The sequence below is a fragment of the Corynebacterium tuberculostearicum genome, assembly GCF_016894265.1.
GTDB classification, from domain to species: domain Bacteria; phylum Actinomycetota; class Actinomycetes; order Mycobacteriales; family Mycobacteriaceae; genus Corynebacterium; species Corynebacterium tuberculostearicum_D.
On record NZ_CP069791.1, the window covers coordinates 1,667,454 to 1,687,530 of the forward strand.

Sequence of the window (20,077 nt, forward strand, 5' to 3'; positions counted from 1 at the left end):
ACATTTAGCCATCGAAGCGGAACCAACGGACCGCAGCGAACGACGCCACCGCTAGCCACGCCAACAAGGATAGGAGCTCGAGGCCGGGAAAGGTGGAATTAGAGGCGTCGGTAAGCGCGCCTGCTAGGGCGACGGTCGGCACCGCGTTGAGGATGCCATTATCGCCAAGGCCCTGGGAGTAGAGGGTCCAGCCGACTACGCCGAGGAGCAGGAACCAGATGAGGTTGGCCAGCGCGAGCACTACCTCAGAACTGAGAGTGCCGCCGAGCAACAGCCCCATGGCGGTAAAAGCCGCAACGCCAAAAAATAGCGAAAGAATCATGAGCAGCACCCCGCCCAGGCTGATGCGGAGGCCCAGAATATAGGCCGCTATACCCAAGACAAGGATTTGGAATACCACCATGGTGAGTACGCCGAGGATCTTGCCGCCAATAATGGCCCAAGCCGGCACACCGGACGCGCCGGTGCGTTTAAGCGCCCCGTAGCGCCGGTCAAAGGCAAGCGAAATGGCCTGACCGGTAAAGCCTGCGGAGGTGGCAGCTACTGCAAGCACCATGGGAAATACCTCGTGCAAGCCATGTCCGGTGAGCGACTCCAGGTGGGCCGCGCCAATGAGCAGGGCCAGCGGAATGATGACGCTCAGCAATTGCTGCTCGCCGTGGCGCAGCATGAGTTTTGCTTCCATCTTTCCTTGCGCGAGCAACATGGCGCCGGCGCTGGCCCGTTTGGGGGCCGGGGTAAAGGTTCCAGTGTTAAAGGTCGTGCTCATGTGGTGGCTTCTTTCCGCAACGCAGTTGATTGAATTCGATCCTGGCGCAGGGCCCAGCTAGCTGCGCAAATGGCGGCCGGTAAGGTCAAGGAAGACCTCCTCCAAGTTGCGGTGAGCCGCGTCTAGGCGCCGCAGCAGGACTCCCTGGCGGGCAAGCTCGGCGGTAAGCGTAGCGATGGTCTCGGGTGTGCCGGCCTGGGTCAAGCGGTAATGCAGCGGCCGGGATTTGGTCGCTTGAATGCCAACCTTGGCTAAAGCCTCCACATCAACGTCGATATCGGTGCTGAAGCTAAGGCCTGCCGAGTCTGACTGCGCGGTAAGTTCTGCGGGGGTGCCGTGGGCTACCAGCTGGCCATGATCCATGATGGCCACTCGGTCCGCTAGTGACTCCGCTTCATCCATGAGGTGGGTGGTAAGAACAATGGTGACGCCATCGCGCCGCAGGGCTCGAACCAGGTCCCAGACCGCCAGACGGGACTGTGCATCCATTCCAGCGGTGGGCTCATCCAGGAAAACTAGCTCGGGCCGACCGATGATTGCTAGGGCTAGGGAAAGGCGTTGCTGCTGCCCGCCGGAGAGTCTGCGATAGGGGGTGCGGGCTACTCCTTCCAGCCCGAGCGTTTCCAGTAGCCAATGCGGGGAGAGGGGATGGGCACTGTAGCTCGCGGAGAGTTCAAGCATTTCCAGAACGCGGATGCCGGAGTAGGAACCACCGCCCTGCAGCATGATGCCGACCTTTTCGCGCACCTTGTCCGGTGCGGAACTCGGGTCTAGCCCCAGAACGTCGATAGTGCCGCTGGTGGGGTGGATAAAACCCTCTGACATCTCAATCGTCGTGGACTTTCCAGCGCCATTGGGACCAAGGAGGCAAAAGATCTCACCTGCGGCAACGCTAAGGCTCAGACCATTAACGGCGGTGGTGGAGCCATATTTTTTCACCACGTTGTCCAAGGTGAGGGCTGGGCGATCGGCTGAAATGGGATTCACGTGGGATTAGTTTAGGACACGGATTCCGCTGCGCCGCACTGCAACCCACCACAGGGTGGCGATGACGGCGAAAGTGCAGGCTGCCGACACGTAGATGACGATGATAGTGCTGGGCGGCAACCCGAGGCCGCGCGGCAGTACAAAGAAGCTCATAGCTGCCGAATAAGCCACGACGCAGAAACGGAATATAAGCCGGTTGGCCCATGCGGCCAAAGGCAGTACCGCCCACAGGATGTACCACGGATGGACGACGGGAAAGAAGATAACCAGCACTAAGGAGGCGGTGCCGAGTCCTCCCACAGGGTGGATGCGGCCGCGCAACGTTGCAAAGAGCATGCGGGCCATGAAAGCTACTGCCACCAGCACGCCAAAGGTACGGGTTACGGTGAGAATGGCTTCGGTGTGGTCACCTAAGCCCAGCAGCATTCCGATAAAGCCGGTACCCACGCCTACGGCGGTGGAGGTAGAAAGCCACGAGCGAATGGAGGCCGCCCCGCCTTGTCCCGTGATCCACCCCAGGCCAATGCCGGTTAAGGCGCTAATTTGGGCAATGGTTGCAATTAAAATGACTAGCTGCAGGGCAATGGCGTAGGCCAAGGCCTTCCAGCGCGATGCACCGTCCTTGTCTATCAGGTGGCGGGCGTACGCCATTCCCACAAAGCCCAGCCCGATAAAGCCGGTAACCTTGACCATTCCGGCGCAGGACAGGCAAAAGCCGGAAGCAATGAGCGCTAGGAAGGCACTGCGTGTGGACTTTTCTAGCTTGTCGACGCCCCTTAGTCCCAGCTCCATACCCACCAAGAGCAGGCCCAGCATGATGGACTCATTATGGATTCCGCCCACCAGGTGCAAGATAGTGAGTGGGTTGAGAATGCCGAGCCACAGCGCAGATTCCGGAGACACCCGGCAGCGCCGCGCCAGGCAGCTAATTGCCCACCCAGCAACGATGATGCCTGCGATGGATAAGAGCCGGTGGGCGATAACTCCCAAGAGGATGGAATTTGAGGTAACTGCGCTCACCACTCCAGCAAGTCCGAGTGCTACGGGGCCATAGGGAGAAGGGGAGTTGGCCCAGATAAACGGTACGGATCGGGCGAGCTCATCGCCCGCGCCAAGCAATTGCACCGGTCCTGCAGAATACGGATCCATGCCCTGCATCACGATGGAACCGTTGGCCAAGTAGGAGTAGATGTCTTGGGTGAAGAGCGGGGCGGTAAAAATCAGCGGGATGACCCAACCGGCCCACGTGCGCCACAGCTGGTGTGTGGTCACGAGGCGGCGGGCGCGCGCAGGGGTGAGGGCACCTTCCTGGGGTTGGCGCAGCGGAGTGCCCACAAAAGGGGCAAGGAACACCCAGGCGGCCACCAACAGACCTACTCCCACCATGACTATGGCAGAAGAGGTCTGCAGCATGCGGGACATGAGGGAGCCGAAGGGCACGTTGTCATAAGGATTTCCCACTACTGGGAGGGCGCCGGCGCCCAACGCGCCGAAGGCGATAAGCAGGGATCCCACTGTGCCTACCCAGCGCAGGATAAAAAATGTCCGCCATTGTGCGGTGGTGGTGCGTTTTAGGCCATCTTCTTTGGCGGGGACAAAATCAAAACGAGAATCAGGTTCTGCGGCTCCGGTGTCCTCGGCGTGTAGCCGCGCAGACCGGGAACCGGCGGTGCCCAGCTGCGGCAGCTCGGCCTTGACGCCGGAAAGAAAGCCGCGGAGTTTGCCTGTCATGGGATAAGACCTTACGCGAATCCTCCGCACCAACCCCAGCAGGCCCGCCTTTTTGACGCGCTCAGCACCGCCAGTTGTGGCGATGAGGGGAGTTAGCCACCCCCGTGCCACGCCGAAGAATGGCCAATGGTGGCATTCCGGAATGAATTAAGGAACACTAGTGTTGTCTAATAAAGGAGGCGCAGTTGGACTGCGGCGCGACTCTCGGTATTACGGGAGCCGGCTGCAGGGCGGCTGTAAGTGAGCGAAGCACGAAGGGAGGTCCCGGCATGAGCACACCTCAGCGCGTAGAAACTACTCATAAGGCGGCTAAGGAATCCCGCACTACGGATGGCGATACCCGCCGGCAAGTGATGCTGTTGCTGCTGAAGGACGGGCCCGTTACCGCTTCCCACTTGGGTGAACGCCTTGGCCTTTCTGCTGCCGGAATCCGCCGGCACTTAGACAATTTGGTGGAAGAGGAACTGACGGAGGTTGTGCGCCGCCGCCCAGTTACCCGCGGTGCAGCGGGTAGCGGCTCAGGGCGCGGGCGACCAGCCAAACACTTTCGCCTCACCGATCGTGGCCGAGCGCAATTCGGCCACGCCTACGATGATTTGGCCTCTGATGCCTTGACGGCGCTTCGCGACGTCGGCGGGTCTGAGGCTGTTAAGCGCTTTGCCAAGGTTCGCTTCGAGCGACTCGTTGCAGATGTGCGTCCCCTCGTAGAAGAGGGCGAATCTGTAGAGGATGTTGCCCGCAAGCTGGCCGAGGTCTTGGACGAGCACGGTTACGCCGCCACGGTGGACCGCGCTGGTCAGGGAGTGCAAATCTGTCAGCACCATTGTCCGGTCTCCCATGTGGCGGCCGAGCATCCGGAGCTGTGTGAGGCGGAACAAGAAGTCTTTTCTGCTCTATTAGGCAAACACGTACAGCCTTTGGCCTCCATCGCCGGCGGTCATGGGATCTGTACCACGAACATCCCCTTGACACCCGTTAATACAAATACTGAAAGGAGCGAGTCATGACCCAGGCACAATCGGCACCCGAGAACAAGATGACCGATGATGAAATCATTGATTCCATTGGTGCATATGAGTACGGCTGGCACGACTCGGACGCGGCTGGTGCTTCTGCTCGCCGCGGCTTGAACGAAGATGTAGTACGCGATATTTCCGCCAAGAAGGGCGAGCCGGAATGGATGCTTAACCAGCGCCTGAAGGCACTCAACATCTTTGATAAGAAGCCCGTTCCCACCTGGGGTGCGGATCTGTCTGGCATCGACTTCGACCAGATTAAGTACTACGTGAAGTCCACTGAGGAGCAGGCCCAGACCTGGGACGAACTTCCTGACGATATCAAGGCCACCTACGATAAGTTGGGCATTCCAGAGGCCGAGAAGCAGCGCCTCGTTGCCGGTGTGGCAGCCCAGTACGAGTCCGAGGTTGTCTACCACCAGATCCGTGAGGACCTGGAAAGCCAGGGCGTCATCTTCGTCGATACTGATACCGCACTTCGCGATTACCCTGAGCTTTTCAAGGAGTACTTCGGCACCGTTATCCCGGCCGGTGACAACAAGTTCTCCGCGCTGAACTCCGCAGTGTGGTCCGGTGGCTCCTTTATCTACGTGCCCAAGGGCGTCCACGTAGACATTCCACTCCAGGCCTACTTCCGCATCAACACGGAGAACATGGGCCAGTTCGAGCGCACCCTCATCATCGTCGACGAGGACGCTTATGTTCACTACGTCGAGGGCTGTACCGCTCCTATCTACAAGTCTGATTCCCTGCACTCCGCGGTAGTGGAGATCATCGTGAAGAAGGGCGGCCGCTGCCGCTACACCACCATTCAGAACTGGTCCAGCAACGTCTACAACTTGGTGACCAAGCGCACCAAGGTAGAAGAAGGCGGCACCATGGAATGGGTCGACGGCAACATTGGCTCCAAGGTCACCATGAAGTACCCGGCCGTATGGATGACCGGTCCTTACGCCAAGGGTGAGGTTCTCTCCGTTGCCTTTGCTGGTGAGAACCAGTTCCAGGACACGGGCGCCAAGATGACTCACATGGCTCCGCACACCTCTTCCAATATCGTGTCCAAGTCGGTTGCCCGTGCCGGCGGCCGCGCCGCATACCGCGGCTTGGTGCAGGTTAATCAAAACGCGCACCATTCCACCTCTAACGTCGAGTGCGATGCGTTGCTGGTGGACAATATCTCGCGTTCGGATACATACCCGTATAACGACATCCGCAATGACCACGTCACGCTGGGCCATGAGGCAACCGTTTCCCAGGTTTCTGAGGAACAGCTGTTCTACCTGATGTCCCGCGGTATTGCGGAAGAAGAAGCAATGGCGATGATCGTGCGTGGCTTCGTTGAGCCGATTGCTAAGGAGCTGCCGATGGAGTACGCCCTCGAGCTCAACCGCCTCATCGAACTGCAAATGGAAGGATCGGTCGGCTAAAGAAAATGGTCGCTTCGAACGAATTCAATCCGGATAAGATCACCAAGGGTGACGTCTTTACCTCCACCAACGTGGAGGACTTCCCGGTGCCGCACGGCCGCGATGAGGTGTGGCGCTTTGTCTCCCTGCGCAAGCTCCGTGGACTGCACAATGGCGAGTTCGCTGAGGCAGTGGCACAGGATGTCACCGTGAGCGAACATCCAGGCGTAAGCTCCGAGACCGTCGCTCGCGATGACGAGCGCTTGGGCCGCGTTGGTACCCCGTCTGACCGCGTTGCGGCACAGGCGTGGACTTCTATGCCTGAAGGCCAGGTTGTCACCATTGACGCTGAGGCTCAGGTGGAAGAGCCCGTTGTCATTACCTACACCGGCAAGGGCGAGGGCGTAACTTCCTTTGGCGCCACCTCCATCGAGGTAGGCCACCACGCGGAAGCCACCGTCATCCTGAAGTACGTCGGCTCTGGCACCCACGCAGATAACGTCGAGTTCATCGTGGGCGATGGCGCTCACCTGACCGTCGTTGTTGACGTTGATTGGGAAGACGATGCCGTACACCTGTCTAACCACGTAGCACAGCTCGGCCGCGATTCCGTGCTGCGCCACAACTCCGCTATCTTTGGCGGCGAGGTGGTACGCATCGTGCCTCGCGTGAACTTCACCGAGCAGGGCGGCGACGCAGAGTTGCTGGGCGTCTACTTCGCTGATGAAGGCCAGTACTTTGAAAACCGCATGTTGGTGGATCACTCCGTCCCTAATTGCCGCTCCCACGTCCTGTACAAGGGCGCACTGCAGGGCACCAAGGACAATGAGGCCCGCACCTGCTGGGTGGGCGATGTCCTTATCCGCTCCAATGCACAGGGCACCGATACCTACGAGACCAACAACAACCTGATTCTGACCGAGGGCGCTCGCGCGGACGCAATCCCTAATTTGGAAATTGAGACCGGTGAAATTACCGGTGCAGGCCACGCGGCCACCGTTGGTCGCTTCGATGACATCGAGTTGTTCTACCTGATGTCTCGCGGTATTCCAGAGGCTGAAGCCCGCCGCCTCATCATCCGTGGCTTCTTCAATGAGGTCATCCACCGTATTCCGGTGCAGTCCCTGTCCGAGGAATTGGAAAACCGCATTTCCGAAGAACTGGAAAAGATCTCCGCCTAAATCTTTCATAGAAGGAAAACCACACACATTATGTCTACTCTGGAAATTAAGAACCTCCACGCCCAGGTGCTGCCGACGGAAGAAGGCGGCGAGCCGAAGGAAATCCTCAAGGGCGTTAACCTGACCATCAACTCCGGTGAGATCCACGCCATCATGGGTCCGAACGGTTCCGGCAAGTCCACCTTGTCTTACACCATCGCCGGCCACCCAAAGTATGAGGTCACCGAGGGCGAGGTGCTTCTCGACGGCGAAAATCTGCTGGAGATGCCCGTCGACGAGCGCGCTCGCGCCGGCCTCTTCTTGGCTATGCAGTACCCAACTGAGGTACCAGGCGTAAAGGTCTCTCAGTTCATGCGCTCTGCAGTTACCTCCATTCGCGGTGAAGCACCGAAGCTGCGTGAATGGAACAAGGAGCTTACCCAGGCCCGCGAGAATTTGAAGATTGATAAGTCCTTCATCTCCCGCTCCGTCAACGAAGGCTTCTCCGGCGGTGAGAAGAAGCGCCACGAAGTCATGCAGCTGGATATCCTGAAGCCGAAGTTCGCAGTTATGGACGAGACCGACTCCGGCCTGGACGTTGACGCTCTGCGCATCGTGTCTGAGGGCATCAATAGCTACCAGAAGGAAACCAATGGTGGCATCTTGATGATTACCCACTACAAGCGCATCCTGAACTATGTGAAGCCGGACTTTGTGCACGTCTTTGCAGACGGTCAAGTCATCAAGACCGGTGGCGCCGAATTAGCGGATCAGCTCGAGTCTGACGGCTACGACCAGTTCCTGAAGTAAGGACCGACCACGGGCCGGTCAACCGCGACTATCTAAAGAAGATTCATGACTGGATTTGATGTAAACGCAATTAGGGAGCAGTTCCCGATCCTCCAGCGCACTGTGCGCGGCGATAAGCCACTGGTGTATCTGGATTCGGGCGCTACTTCCCAGCGCCCGCTGCCGGTATGGAAGGCGGAGGAGGAGTTTGTGCTGCACACGAACGCTCCTGTCCACCGCGGTTCCTACCAGCTGGCGGAAGAGGCCGATGACGCCTACGAGTCCGCGCGACAAGCTATCGCCGCATTCGTGGGTGCGGACCGCGACGAAATCGCCTTTACCAAGAACGCCACCGAGGCCCTGAACGAAGTTGCCTATGTGCTGAGCGACGAGCGCGCGGGAGACCTCTACGTGGGCGAGGGCGATACCGTTGTCATCACCGAATTGGAGCACCACGCCAACTTGGTGCCGTGGCAGGAGCTGTGTGCTCGCACCGGCGCTACGTTGAAGTGGTATTCCATGACCGAAGACGGCCGTATTGATCTCGATTCGCTCGAGCTCGATGATTCCGTCAAGGTAGTTGCGTTTACTCACCAATCCAATGTCACGGGTGCCGTGGCGGACGTGGATGAACTGGTGCGCCGTGCTCGCGCGGTGGACGCCATGGTTGTCCTTGACGCCTGCCAGTCGGTGCCACATATGGCGGTGGATTTCCACGCTTTAGACGTGGATTTCGCGGCCTTTTCCGGCCATAAGATGTGCGGCCCCAGCGGTGTGGGTGTGCTCTACGGCAAGGATGAGCTGCTCAAGAAGCTGCCGCCCTTCCTGACCGGTGGCTCCATGATTGAGATCGTCAAGATGGAAGAGACCACCTTTGCCGAGCCGCCGACGCGCTTTGAGGCGGGCACGCAGATGACCAGCCAGGTGGTTGGCCTCGGCGCAGCGGTGAAGTTCTTGGAAGAAGTGGGCATGGACAATATCCACGCGCACGAAAAGAAGCTCACCGAGCGCGCATTGCGCCAGCTCAAGGAAATCCCGGGTCTGCGCATCATCGGTCCAGAGACCACCGAAAATCGCGGTGGCGCCATTTCCTTCACTGTGGAAGGCGTTCACCCGCACGACTTGGGCCAGGTCCTCGATGACCACGGTGTGTCCATTCGCGTTGGCCACCACTGTGCGTGGCCACTGCACCGTGCCTGCGGCGCACAGTCCACCGCCCGCGCTAGCTTCTACCTATATAACACCGAGGAAGAAGTAGATAAGCTGGTGGACGCAATCAAGGCTGCCCGCGAATTCTTTGGAGTTGCCTCATGAACCTAGATTCCATGTACCAGGACGTCATCCTGGATCACTATAAGAACCCCCAACACGCCGGCCTGAGGGAGCCATATCAGGCCGAGGTCCACCACGTGAACCCGTCCTGCGGCGATGAGCTCACCCTGCGCGTGCGCCTTTCGGACGACGGCAAGACCGTAGAGGACGTCTCCTATGACGCGGAAGGCTGCTCCATTTCGCAGGCTTCTACCTCGGTTATGGCTGAGGAAATTGTGGGGCTGCCGCTTACGGAAGCCAATGAGAAGCTGGCCGAGTTCGAAAAGATGATTACCTCTCGCGGCCAAGAAGAGGGCGATGAAGACCTTATCGGTGACGGCGTCGCCTTCGCCGGCGTGTCCCAGTACCCAGCGCGCGTCAAGTGTGCGCTCCTCGGATGGAAGGCCTTCCAGGCTGCATCCGCCGATGCACTAACTGAAGTGGAGAACTAGATGACCGAACCCGTAGATCCCTATCAGAACGAGAACTCTTCATTCTCCGGCAGCGGCGAGCGCCCGGAGCAGACTGAAGAGCAGATCTCTAAGGCCTTTGATGTCACCGAATTCATGCGTGATGTCATTGACCCCGAGCTCGGCATTAACGTCGTCGACCTGGGTCTTGTCTATGACCTCTGGTTTGAAGAGGACAATGGCAAGGAAATCGTCATGATCAATATGACGTTGACCTCGCCGGCCTGCCCGCTGACCGATGTCATTGCGGAACAGGTGGAAGACATCGTCAAGGCAAATAAGCTGGCCGATGCCGTCCGCATCAACTGGGTATGGATGCCACCATGGGGCCCGCAGATGATTACTGAGGAGGGCCGCGAGCAGCTTCAGGCCCTCGGCTTCGCGGTCTAAAATCGCGTATTAATCACACGCCCCCAGCAGCGCATTTCTCGGACTAGGGAAGCGGCTGTTGGGGGCGTTAGTGCGTCTTAGCGTTGGCGGCGTCAATTGCTAGACTATTTCTTCGTGATTGTAACCAATGATTTCGAAGTCAGGGTAGGAGCGCGCACGCTTCTCGACGCCCCCGGGCAGCACCTCCGCGTGCAGCCCGGCGACCGCATCGGCCTCATCGGCCGCAACGGCGCGGGCAAGACGACGACCATGCGCATTTTGGCAGGGGAGACGGAGCCTTATGGTGGTTCTGTGACTCGCTCGGGCCCCATTGGTTATCTGCCCCAGGATTCCCGTGAGGGAAATATTGAGCAAACGGCGCGCGAGCGCGTTCTTTCCGCACGCGGTCTAGATGATCTTAAGCGCCGTATGGCGAAGCAACAAGAGCTCATGGAATCGGCCACGGACGATAAGTTCCGGGATAAGGCTATCCGTAAGTATTCCCGCTTGGAGGAGCAGTTCGAGTCGCTCGGCGGCTATGAAGCCGATTCCGAATGCGCGCAGATCTGCGATAATTTGGGCCTGCCACAGCGCGTCTTAGATCAGAAGCTCAAGACTCTCTCGGGCGGCCAGCGCCGCCGTGTGGAGCTGGCACAGATCCTCTTTGCGGCTACTGAAGGCTCCGGTAAATCCCAGACCACGCTGCTCCTGGATGAGCCGACTAACCACTTGGATGCGGACTCTATTACGTGGCTGCGCCAATTCCTGTCCAAGCACGAGGGCGGGCTCATTATGATTTCCCACGACGTCGAACTGCTAGAAGCCGTGTGCAACAAGGTGTGGTTCCTTGACGCGGTCCGCGGTGAGGCCGATGTGTACAACATGGGCTATAAGAAGTACCTCGATGCGCGTGCTACCGATGAAGCGCGGCGCCGCCGAGAGCGCGCCAATGCGGAAAAGAAGGCGTCTGCACTGCAAAAGCAGGCGGCCAAGCTCGGTGCCAAGGCAACCAAGGCCGCCGCGGCAAAGCAGATGCTCCACCGTGCTGAACGCATGATGAGCGAGCTCGATGAGGTCCGCGTGGCCGATAAGGTGGCCAATATCAAGTTCCCCGAGCCAGCGCCATGCGGCAAGACCCCCATGAATGCCAAGGGCCTGACCAAGATGTACGGCTCGCTGGAGGTTTTCGTGGGTGTAGACCTCGCCATCGACAAAGGTTCTAGGGTGGTTGTTCTCGGCTACAACGGTGCAGGTAAGACCACCCTGTTGAAATTGCTGGCCGGTGTGGAACGCACCGATGGTGAAGGTGGTATCGTCAGCGGCCACGGCCTGCGTATCGGCTACTTCGCGCAGGAGCATGACACCATCGACCCGGATAAGTCCGTGTGGCAAAACACCATCGATGCCTGTCCTGACGCGGATCAGCAGGAGTTGCGCAGCCTGCTTGGTGCCTTTATGTTTTCCGGCGAGAAGTTGGAGCAACCTGCGGGCACCCTCTCCGGCGGCGAGAAGACGCGCCTTGCACTGGCTGCCTTGGTCTCCAGTCGCGCGAATGTCCTGTTACTAGACGAGCCGACCAATAACTTGGACCCAATTTCGCGCGAGCAAGTGCTTGATGCACTAAAAACGTATACGGGCGCTGTGGTGCTGGTGACGCACGATCCAGGTGCGGTTAAGGCACTGGATCCGGAACGCGTGATCATCATGCCCGACGGTGATGAGGACCTGTGGTCCGATGACTATATGGAGATCGTGGAGCTAGCTTAGGGATTTATGAAGACACTGCTGGAGAGGATGCCCGCCTGGCGGGAGAAGTTTTGGCTCATCCCCGCCGTGGCGGTGGCCATAGCCGCGATCGGCGCGGAATTGCTCATTGCGGTTGGTAGCAATTTTGATGTGTCGGCCACGCTCTTTTATGACGGCAGCGCCGATAGTGCGCAAGGGATTTTAAGCGCGGTAGCAACCTCGTCACTCTCCTTGGCCGGCACCCTCTTTTTCATCACGCTGACCGCGCTATCCGGTGTCGTCACGGTGATGGGCCCGCGTCTACTGCACGAGTTTTTAAAAGATCGCTCCATTCAATCCACGTTGGCGATCTACCTGGCAACCTTTATTTTTGCGCTCCTATCCTTGCGCGCGGTCCGAACCGGCGGCGGTGGGGAAGAAGAATATGTTCCTTCCCTGAATGTAGCCGTCACGGTGCTGCTGGCCATCGCCTGCGTTGTCTTCCTTATCTACTTCATCGTGCACATTGCGCAATCGATCAGCATGTCCCACGTGGTGCACGTCGTTGCCCAAGACGTAGAGAGCCACATGCGCCGGCTCATCCGCCGCGGTGAGGAGGAAGAGAAAGTAGAAGCGCCGGGGCCAGAGTTCTACACGAACGCGCAAAAGCGCCGCAGTAGTGAGACTGGCTATCTCAAATTTGTGGACTATGACGCCATTGCTCAGGCTGCGGCGGAGGAAAATTGTGCGGTGCACCTGGGCGTCGCACCGGGAGACCTAGTGCTGGAAGGCGAGGTCATTGCCCACGGCGTGCCACGTTTGCCGGAAAACATTGAGCGACATATCGTGCTCACGCAGTACCGCGAAAACGCCTCTGCCCACGACCCTCGGTTTACTGCCCGGCACCTTGCAGAAATTGCTGCCCGCGCTTTGAGCACCGGAGTTAATGACCCTTTTACGGTAATCGATATCATTGACCGCTTCACCCAGATCCTCACCGTGATTGGGGATAAGCGGCTTCCGCAGGGCATTGTGCATGTCAACGGCGAGTTTCGGCTGGATTATCAAACCTTTAGCTATGCCGAAATCGTCGAGGCGATGTTTACACAGATTCGGCGCGACGCGGCCGATAATGCGGAGATTTACCTCAGCATGCTGGATAACCTCGCTAAGGTGGTTGCTCTTCTTCGCACAGCGGAACGCCGACGCGTGCTTGACGACGCCGCCCGGGCCATCTACTCCGATGCTCGTCGCCAGGTAGGCGGCGAGGTGGAGCTGCAACAGTTGGAGGATTCCTACCAGCACTTTCAGGCAAACCTAGCTGCGTGGGCGGAATCCGATAAGCCGGGCGAGGAGCACGCCGCGGACTAGTCCGCGGCGCGGTTGTCGCTGGCGCTAGTTGCGGAATCCATGCACCGGGGCGGGGATGAAGCCACCGCGGTTAATGAACTGCGCATTGCCCACTTGATTGACCGGGATGACAGGGGCGTAGCCAAGAAGCCCGCCGAAGCTGACCTCGTCGCCTACCTGAGCGCCAGGTACCGGAATGACGCGTACTGCGGTGGTTTTATGGTTCATCACGCCAATGGCGGCCTCATCAGCGATCATGCCCGAGATCGTCGCGGCAGAGGTATCGCCCGGCAGCGCAATCATGTCGAAGCCAACCGAGCAAATAGCGGTCATGGCCTCCAGCTTGTCCATGGAAATGGAGCCGGACTTGACCGCATCGATCATGCCTTTGTCCTCGGAAACGGGGATGAAGGAACCTGACAACCCGCCCACGCGGGAACAAGCCATCATGCCGCCCTTCTTAACGGCGTCGTTAAGCAGAGTCAAGGCTGCAGTGGTGCCGTGGGTGCCTACCTGGTCTAGGCCCATGTGCTCCAAGATGTGCGCAACCGAATCGCCCAATTCGGCGGTGGGGGCAAGCGAAAGGTCGATGATGCCGAAAGGAACGCCCAGGCGCTCCGAGGCCATGTTGCCCACCAGCTGCCCGGCGCGAGTGATCTTGAACGCTGCCTTCTTCACCTCTTCTGCAACCTGGTCTAAGCTGGCTCCCTCCAGCGAGCCCAAGGCACGGTCGACCACACCCGGGCCAGAAACGCCCACGGAGACCACACAATCGGGTTCCTCAATGCCGTGGAAGGCACCGGCCATAAAGGGGTTATCTCCCACGGAGTTAGCAAAGACCACCAGCTTGGCGCACGCAATGGCGGAATTGTCCTTGGTCAGCTCGGCCGCTTCCTTGATGACCTCGCCCATTTTCTTCGCCGCATCCATGTTGATGCCCGCGCGGGAGCTGGCGATGTTTACGGAGGAACACACAACGTCCGTAGTAGCCAGCGCCTCCGGAATGGAGCTGATGAGCTTTTGCTCCGCGGTGGTAGCGCCTTTTTCTACCAAGGCGGAATAGCCGCCCACGAAGTTGACGCCAACCTCTTTTGCCGCCTTGTCCAGCGCCTTTGCTGCGTCAACGGGGTTTCCCTCTACGCCGGCCACCACTAACGAGATGGGGGTTACGGAGATGCGCTTATTCACAATGGGGATACCGAGCTCGCCCTCGATGCCTTCGCATACCTCGACGAGGCGCCCTGCCTGCTGGGTGACGCGGTCATAGATGGCCTGGCAGGTAGCCTCCATGGTGGAGCGGGTGCATCCGAGGAGCGAGATGCCCATGGTCACGGTGCGGATATCGAGACGATAGTTCTCAATCATCTCGATGGTGTCCAAGATATTGGTGGTATTAAAACGCGTACTCATTCTAAATCTCGTTCATGGCGGTGAAGAGGTCTTCGGACTGAATGCGGATGGACTGGTGCTTTTCTTCCGCAACGGGGCGCATGCGCTCCTTAATGGTTTGGATGGAGACCTTGTCCGCATCGAATTCGACGCGCAGGATCATGGTGAAGTATCCGCCCATGAGCGTCTGGGAGACGTCGATGACGTTGATATCGAGTTCTGCAAGGGTAGTGGTCACCGCGGCGATGATGCCGGTGCTATCGGCACCGGTGACGGTCATAATGGCATACATGCATGCAATTCTATCTGCTTGCCGGGCGCGCCGCGGTGGTTTGTGCGTGCCGGAGTAAGGAGGCCGTCTGCACGCCGACCGCGCCGTTGTTACGGTGGGGAGGTATGACTGATAAGAAGAAGTTTCTGTACATCGGTGGACACGGCAAGGTCGGGCTGCTGACCGCACCTAAGCTGGTTGAGGCCGGTCATGAGGTCCACTCCCTCATCCGCAATCCGGAGCAAAAGGCCGAGATTGAAAAGCTCGGCGCGACCCCGGTTATGGCGGATATTACTGAACAAACCGTGGATCAGTGGGCAGAGCTTTTCGCCGCTTATGACGCTGTAGTCTGGGGCGCCGGCAATGGCGGCCGCGGTGGGGCAGACCTCACTTGGGCCGTCGACCGCGACGGCGCCCTCGCTACCCTCGACGCGATGGACCAGTTACAACAGGAGGGCAAGAATGTACCTGCCTATGTGATGATCTCCTACGTCGGCTCCCAGGTAGCAACCACGGATCCTGCCGATGAGAAGTGGTATGCCTACGTGGAGTCCAAGAAGGAAGTAGACAACCGCCTTGTACAGGCCAGCTACCCGCACCTCATCCTCAAGCCAGCGATGCTGACCGAGGAACCAGCCAAGGGCCTGGAAATGATTGAGGATAAGATGCTGAAGGAGTCTATGACTTCTTCCCGCGAGCTGGTTGCGGACGTCATCGTCGAGGCCCTTGGCCGCGAAAACCTGCCGGAATCCCCGCTTGCCTTCGTTGATGGCGACAATCCAGTGAGCTCTATCAAGTAAGGCGCTAAACTGGCTGGCATTATGACTGCTAAGCCACCAGCCGTACTTATTGATTGCGATCCCGGTATCGATGATTGCCTCGCCCTCATGTACTTGGCGGGTCTGCATCATGCCGGTGAGATCGAGCTGGTGGGCGTTACCACCACGGCCGGCAACGTCGAGGTCCACCAGACCGCGGCTAATGCCCGCTGGATTTTGGACCTTTGCTCGCTTGCCGACGTCCCCGTAGCCCCCGGCGTACCCCAACCCCTCAAGGTGGATCTCACCACCACCCCTGAGACCCATGGCCCGACAGGGCTGGGCTATGCACATGCCCCCGCTGCCGCCGCCAAGCTGCAACAGCGCGATTGGCAGCAGGTATGGGAAGAAGCATTAGCCACCCACGACGATCTGCAGCTGATCGTTTCCGGACCAGTCACCAACCTTGCCGCTTTCGAAGCAACCCATAGCGAGGCTGCCGCGCGCTTCGGTGCCATCACAATCATGGGCGGCGCGGTCAATTACCGCGGAAACACCACGCCAACTGCCGAGTGGAACTTTTGGGTGGATCCACACGCCGCCGCCCAACATTTTCATTCAACCGCCCCACGCGTTCTCACCACGCTATGTTCCCTCGAAGTAACGGAACAGTTTCTCATCACCCCGCAGCGCCTAGACGAGGCCCTAGAAATGTTGGGGGAGCACCCCACGGCACAAATCCTGCCGGACGTGCTGCGTTTTTATTTTGAATTCCACCAGGCACAAGGGGAGGGATATCAAGCTCAGATCCACGACCTCTTGACCTGCATGATTGCCCTGGGGCGCATCCCTTATGAAGCGACAGAAACCACCGTGGACGTCGAGGCGGAATCGTCACTGTTGCGGGGCACCTGCGTTGCAGATTTGCGCAACCATTGGGGCCGCGCCCACAACGCGCGGCTGGTAACAAGAGCAGACATGGAGGCCGCACACCACGAATGCGCGCGGGGATTGACGCTATTGGCTTCGCATTAGTAGCTTTTAACACGCAGAGCCTCTACTATTATCCGCGGCGCACGGGCCGTGCAAGCTCGCTTTCCGAGGTGACATAGGAACGCAGCACCATCCGCGGTCGTCGTTTATTTTGCCCATTTTTCGGTATATGGATTTGGACTTTTACTGTGTCACAGCTTTCTCTCACCCCCGCCCGCAAGGCTATGGTCATCGCGGGTGCTCTCATTGTCGCCGCAACCTGGATTTATCTGGTTCTTCTGCGTCCTACTGATTGGGAATCCGTTGCCGGCTCGACAGAGGCGCTTATTACCCTCGCCGGCTACCTCGTTGGCGCCGCGCTCCTTCTAGCCGGCACCGTTCCGGCGCTACCGGCGCGAACCATCGCCATCATCCCGGTAGCGCTAGTGCTCAATATTGTTGTCGGCGAAATCATCGGTTCTATCGGCGTTCCGCTGTATATCGACTCCGTGGGAACGATCCTGGTAGCCGCGCTCGCGGGACCCATCGCCGGATTGGCTACTGGTACCTTGTCCTCCGTCGTATGGGGACTGTTGAACCCCGCCGCTTTGCCCTTCGCCGCTGTGTCCGCCGCCACGGGTTTCCTCTCTGGACTGGTAATCAAGAAGGGCGCTTTCACTAAGGTGTGGTGGGTCATTCTCAGCGGCGCCATCATCGGCATCATTTCCGGCATGCTCGCCGCACCAGTAGCTGCCTTTGTTTATGGCGGTACCGCAGGTCTTGGTACGGGCGCAGTTGTTTCGCTCTTTCGAGAACTGGGCAATTCCCTCATCGCCTCGGTTACGCTGCAGTCCTTTATTTCGGATCCCCTGGATAAGGCACTGGTCTTCCTCATTGTCTGGGCAGCGGTCAAAGCACTGCCGCAGCGCACCCGAGAATCCCTCCAGCCACGTTAATGCACGTCCTTCATCCCGCCACCGTCGTCACCATCGCGGCCTGCGGCTGGGTCCTTACTTTGGCGCTGAATACCCCGGTGGCGTCGGCAAGCGTAGTGCTTATCGCCCTAGCCTGCGGTACTGCCGCTACCCGCAACGCTTCCGTGATTTTGACAACTGTGGCGTTAAGCGCCCCAGCGGCCCTTTCCATGCTGGTCATTCACGCCCCCTACGGTGATGACCCAGTGCTGCCGCTGGTAACAAGCGACGGCCTGGTGCTCGCCGCCACCCTCACCCTGCGGTTCTGCGCCCTCATGGCCTGCTTCATCGCGGCCATGGCAGTGCTGCGCATTGCTGATATCGCCAAGTGGCTGCAAGTTTCGCGCGCTGGCCACAAGGTCGCGTATATCGTTGGAGCCTCCCTACAAACCCTGCCCCAAGGTGCGCACGCATGGCGTTGCGTCCGCGAAGCCAACCAGCTCGCAGGCATCACCGTGACTTGGCGCAATACCATCTCGCGCGTCATTATTCCCGTTATCGCTCGCCTCCTTACCCAAGGAACCCAACGTGGCCAGGCCCTCGCCGCCGTCGGATTCGACCAGGAAGGGCAACGCAGCCTATTGCGCCCCGTTTCCGATTCCATGGCCTCCCGCGTCGTACGCTTCCTCATTCCGCTAGTAACCCTTGCGGTGGTGATTGCTACATGGATCTAGCCCGCATTAAGCCCACCCCTGGGGCCATTTATCAAGTACTCGTCGAGCCTGACACAGCCGTCGAAGACGTTGCCGTGGAACTAGCCGAGCACCTATCTACCGAAGCCATCATCGGTACGGATGCCTCAGCACAGATTAGCTTCCTGCGGGAAACCTGTATCGAAGAAGTAGTTTTAGGCCTCGAAAATGCCGGCGTTCCTGCCCCTGAAATGCAGCGGCGCGGGGAGCGAATGCTTCGCGCCGTGGGCCTGTCTGACTACCGCGAACACGATCCAACACAGCTATCCGGTGGCCAAACACGCAGGCTTGCGGCTGCCTGTGTCGCCATTCGCGATCCGGAAGTCATGATTGTGTGCGAGCCTGCAGCCGGGCTTGATGCTGACTCGCGCACGCAAGTGGTTCGCCTCTTGCAGGAATTGCCGGAAACCTGCGTCATTTCTATATCCAGTGCTTCCTGGCAAGAATTGGGTGGGCACATCATTGGAACAGACCCACTCGTAGCGGCCGTAGACTTACCGCGGGTTTCTGCAAGCCCCCGGACAGGGAGTATCGGTCCGCTAACAGCACGCAGGGGTGCAGCAAAGAAGAAATGGTGGCACTTTTCTCAGCCCCGTGGCACTTCCTTCAGCGTCGGACCGGTAGAAATCCCTATCGCGAAATCTGCGGTTACGTGGCTGCGAGGCGATAATGGCAGTGGCAAGACCACGCTCCTGCGCGCTGCTGCTGGGCTCGATGGCGCCGGAGCTGTCCCGAATCCACCCGCTCTTGCCTTGCAATCGCCGTTTGATCAGGCGGTATTTCCAACGGTGGAGGAATTCGTCCCCAACGACACCTTGCGCAACCTGCTGGGACTAAATCCGGCAGATCATCCTCTCGACCTATCATCGTCTCGCCTGCGGCTTGCGCAGATTGCCCACGTGATCGGGCAGCAGCGACCGGTGGTTCTGCTCGACGAACCAGACACCTTGCTTTCAGCTGCTGACCGCTGGCTCATGCACCAACTTATCCACCACGCACTGCAGTCCGGCAGCGCCCTCGCAGTTACCTGCCACGATCCTAAGTTTGTGGCTGAAATAGAAACCTATGCTGAAGTAACGGAAAAGACACTGCCGGCGCAGCATCTATAAGCACATACAAAATTGCTCCCGGCTGTTTCCAACATCAGTTAAGACGCTGCCGGGAGCAAAAGTAGTTGTATGGGGTTACTGTGGGCTCGCCTGAGCACCGCGGATGGATTGCTCTACTAAGTCAAGAACATTCTCCAGCTCCGCTGTATCGCCCAAGGCAAGTCGATTAATGAATCCGTCCATAAATACCTCAAGATAGATGGCTAAGGTATCGATTCCTACATCATCTCGTAGGCGACCCTTATCCGCATTAGATGCCAATCGTGCGCGAACGGCTTCATCACGAACCGATTGATTTTCTTTCCACCGAGCGGCGAACGAGGGGTCCGTGCGTAGCAGGGAGGTGATTTCCAAGCGAGTGGCCAGCCAATCGTGGCGCTCAGGATGTTGGAGCATTTCCCGCATGACTTCTACCAAGCCATTTTGAGCCACGACTTCGGCTTGACGAGCGGCATCTTCTTGCGCCAAGGCAAGAAATAGTGACTCTTTGTCACCGAAGTGGTGAAAAATTGCGCCACGTGACTTACCCGTCGCTTGCTCGAGTAGCCGAACAGTTGCTCCCTCGTACCCGTGCTCTGCAAAGCAGCGGCGGGCACCTACGAGAATGTCGTGCCGGCGGCGGCTAAGTTCAGATTCGCTCACGATGGGCATAGTAGGGAACTCTCCTTAATGGGGGATATCTAAAGATTGTTTAATCAGTAATTTTAAATAAGAAATAAAGTCGACGTGACGAAACGCGGGGCCGCATTGCCCTTCCTGAGAGAGGGCGGTGCAACCCCGCGTTGTCGACTGAACTTAGTCCTTTAACCCATCGGTTGGGCTAAAGGAC

General features: G+C 58.7%; 20 protein-coding genes. 14 read left to right on the forward strand and 6 right to left on the reverse strand.

The genetic code is table 11. The features are described from left to right. Positions 1-4: 4 nt before the first annotated feature. The 3 genes from I6J28_RS07985 to mptB are packed head-to-tail and all read right to left on the reverse strand — an operon-like array spanning position 5 to position 3,487. A complete protein-coding gene (locus tag I6J28_RS07985; protein WP_200435645.1) occupies positions 5-769 on the reverse strand; it encodes an ABC transporter permease in 765 nt (254 codons plus the stop codon). A 57-nt stretch (positions 770-826) separates the two neighbouring features. Continuing rightward, on the reverse strand, positions 827-1,756 hold the full coding sequence (locus I6J28_RS07990; RefSeq protein ID WP_204608994.1) for an ABC transporter ATP-binding protein: 930 nt from the start codon (positions 1,754-1,756) through the stop codon (positions 827-829). Between the two features lie 6 nt (positions 1,757-1,762). Beyond that, positions 1,763-3,487: a polyprenol phosphomannose-dependent alpha 1,6 mannosyltransferase MptB gene (mptB, locus tag I6J28_RS07995; protein WP_204608996.1), complete on the reverse strand. Its 1,725-nt coding sequence runs from the start codon at positions 3,485-3,487 to the stop codon at positions 1,763-1,765. A gap of 269 nt (positions 3,488-3,756) precedes the next feature. Here mptB and I6J28_RS08000 point away from each other — a divergent pair, with 269 nt between their 5' ends. From I6J28_RS08000 to I6J28_RS08040, 9 genes are all read left to right on the forward strand, one after another. After that, positions 3,757-4,494, forward strand: a complete 738-nt coding sequence (locus I6J28_RS08000; RefSeq protein ID WP_204608998.1) for a helix-turn-helix transcriptional regulator — start codon at positions 3,757-3,759, stop codon at positions 4,492-4,494. After that, complete coding sequence (gene sufB, locus I6J28_RS08005; RefSeq protein WP_275431205.1) at positions 4,491-5,930, forward strand: Fe-S cluster assembly protein SufB; 1,440 nt, start codon at positions 4,491-4,493, stop codon at positions 5,928-5,930. Before I6J28_RS08000 ends, sufB begins: the two co-directional genes overlap by 4 nt. A 5-nt stretch (positions 5,931-5,935) precedes the next feature. After that, positions 5,936-7,090 carry a Fe-S cluster assembly protein SufD gene (gene sufD, locus I6J28_RS08010; protein ID WP_005328395.1) on the forward strand — a complete coding sequence of 385 codons (1,155 nt, stop codon included), beginning with the start codon at positions 5,936-5,938 and terminating at the stop codon, positions 7,088-7,090. Between the two features lie 30 nt (positions 7,091-7,120). Then, a complete protein-coding gene (gene sufC, locus I6J28_RS08015; RefSeq protein WP_198493085.1) occupies positions 7,121-7,879 on the forward strand; it encodes a Fe-S cluster assembly ATPase SufC in 759 nt (252 codons plus the stop codon). A gap of 45 nt (positions 7,880-7,924) precedes the next feature. Continuing rightward, on the forward strand, positions 7,925-9,172 hold the full coding sequence (locus I6J28_RS08020; RefSeq protein WP_204609000.1) for a cysteine desulfurase: 1,248 nt from the start codon (positions 7,925-7,927) through the stop codon (positions 9,170-9,172). Then, a complete protein-coding gene (sufU, locus tag I6J28_RS08025) occupies positions 9,169-9,621 on the forward strand; it encodes a Fe-S cluster assembly sulfur transfer protein SufU (RefSeq protein ID WP_204609002.1) in 453 nt (150 codons plus the stop codon). Before I6J28_RS08020 ends, sufU begins: the two co-directional genes overlap by 4 nt. Further along, positions 9,622-10,029, forward strand: coding sequence for a metal-sulfur cluster assembly factor (locus tag I6J28_RS08030; RefSeq protein WP_005324830.1), 408 nt, complete (start codon positions 9,622-9,624; stop codon positions 10,027-10,029). A 114-nt stretch (positions 10,030-10,143) separates the two neighbouring features. Next, the gene (locus tag I6J28_RS08035) at positions 10,144-11,775 is read left to right on the forward strand and encodes an ABC-F family ATP-binding cassette domain-containing protein (protein WP_005328391.1); all 1,632 of its coding nucleotides are present in this window, start codon (positions 10,144-10,146) and stop codon (positions 11,773-11,775) included. Between the two features lie 6 nt (positions 11,776-11,781). Further along, positions 11,782-13,104, forward strand: a complete 1,323-nt coding sequence (locus tag I6J28_RS08040) for a DUF2254 domain-containing protein (RefSeq protein ID WP_204609004.1) — start codon at positions 11,782-11,784, stop codon at positions 13,102-13,104. 24 nt (positions 13,105-13,128) lie between these two features. Here I6J28_RS08040 and I6J28_RS08045 read toward each other — a convergent pair whose 3' ends face one another. Both I6J28_RS08045 and I6J28_RS08050 read right to left on the reverse strand, forming a co-directional pair. Continuing rightward, on the reverse strand, positions 13,129-14,493 hold the full coding sequence (locus I6J28_RS08045) for a PFL family protein (protein WP_204609007.1): 1,365 nt from the start codon (positions 14,491-14,493) through the stop codon (positions 13,129-13,131). A 1-nt stretch (position 14,494) separates the two neighbouring features. Next, positions 14,495-14,764, reverse strand: a complete 270-nt coding sequence (locus I6J28_RS08050; RefSeq protein WP_179386521.1) for an ACT domain-containing protein — start codon at positions 14,762-14,764, stop codon at positions 14,495-14,497. A 104-nt stretch (positions 14,765-14,868) separates the two neighbouring features. On the opposite strand from I6J28_RS08050, the gene I6J28_RS08055 reads away from it, so the two are divergent. The 5 genes from I6J28_RS08055 (at position 14,869) to I6J28_RS08075 (ending at position 19,248) form a co-directional block, all read left to right on the forward strand. Then, entirely contained in the window at positions 14,869-15,543 is a 675-nt protein-coding gene (locus tag I6J28_RS08055) for an NAD(P)H-binding protein (protein WP_204609009.1), read from the forward strand. 21 nt (positions 15,544-15,564) lie between these two features. Continuing rightward, complete coding sequence (locus tag I6J28_RS08060) at positions 15,565-16,536, forward strand: nucleoside hydrolase (protein ID WP_204609011.1); 972 nt, start codon at positions 15,565-15,567, stop codon at positions 16,534-16,536. A gap of 182 nt (positions 16,537-16,718) precedes the next feature. Next, entirely contained in the window at positions 16,719-17,429 is a 711-nt protein-coding gene (locus tag I6J28_RS08065) for an ECF transporter S component (RefSeq protein WP_204611436.1), read from the forward strand. Beyond that, positions 17,429-18,121, forward strand: coding sequence for an energy-coupling factor transporter transmembrane component T family protein (locus I6J28_RS08070; protein WP_204609013.1), 693 nt, complete (start codon positions 17,429-17,431; stop codon positions 18,119-18,121). Before I6J28_RS08065 ends, I6J28_RS08070 begins: the two co-directional genes overlap by 1 nt. After that, the gene (locus I6J28_RS08075; protein WP_204609015.1) at positions 18,112-19,248 is read left to right on the forward strand and encodes an ATP-binding cassette domain-containing protein; all 1,137 of its coding nucleotides are present in this window, start codon (positions 18,112-18,114) and stop codon (positions 19,246-19,248) included. The genes I6J28_RS08070 and I6J28_RS08075 overlap by 10 nt, the downstream gene beginning before the upstream one ends. A gap of 75 nt (positions 19,249-19,323) precedes the next feature. Here I6J28_RS08075 and I6J28_RS08080 read toward each other — a convergent pair whose 3' ends face one another. Beyond that, positions 19,324-19,899 (reverse strand): TetR/AcrR family transcriptional regulator, encoded by a 576-nt coding sequence (locus tag I6J28_RS08080; protein ID WP_204609017.1) that lies wholly within the window; start codon positions 19,897-19,899, stop codon positions 19,324-19,326. Positions 19,900-20,077 lie beyond the last annotated feature (178 nt).